This is a genomic window from Micromonospora sp. DT231 (assembly GCF_049847025.1).
In the GTDB taxonomy this organism is placed as follows: domain Bacteria; phylum Actinomycetota; class Actinomycetes; order Mycobacteriales; family Micromonosporaceae; genus Micromonospora.
In genome coordinates, this window is record NZ_JBNCNO010000050.1 from 1 (window position 1) to 312 (window position 312).

Annotated in this window: 1 protein-coding gene; it reads right to left on the reverse strand. The window is 67.9% G+C overall.

Going from position 1 to position 312, the window contains the following annotated elements; all coding sequences use genetic code 11:
* On the reverse strand, positions 1-312 hold a 312-nt coding region (locus ACPXBU_RS34865), incomplete at both ends, for a transposase (RefSeq protein ID WP_425761406.1).

A 312-nucleotide genomic window follows, 5' to 3' on the forward strand; every position in this document is an offset into this window, starting at 1 on the left:
GTATCCCTTGTCCGCGACGATCAGCAGGCCGGGACGCTCGGCGATGAGGTCAGGGTCGTGCTCGAGGACAGCCATCAGGACCTGACGTTCGTCGACCTTCGGTGTCGCGAGGGCCCAGGTGATCGGCAAGCCGGCCGGGGTGCAGATCAGATGCAGCCGCAGTCCCCAGAAAAACCGTGAGTGCGAGGCGCAGTAGCCGTAGCCGGCCCACCCTGCCAGGTCCGACCGTTTCACCGTCGGTCGGGACCGGCCGCACTCGACCGGCGTCGAGTCAACCACCCAGGTGGCGTCGGTCCACAGGTCGGTGTCCGC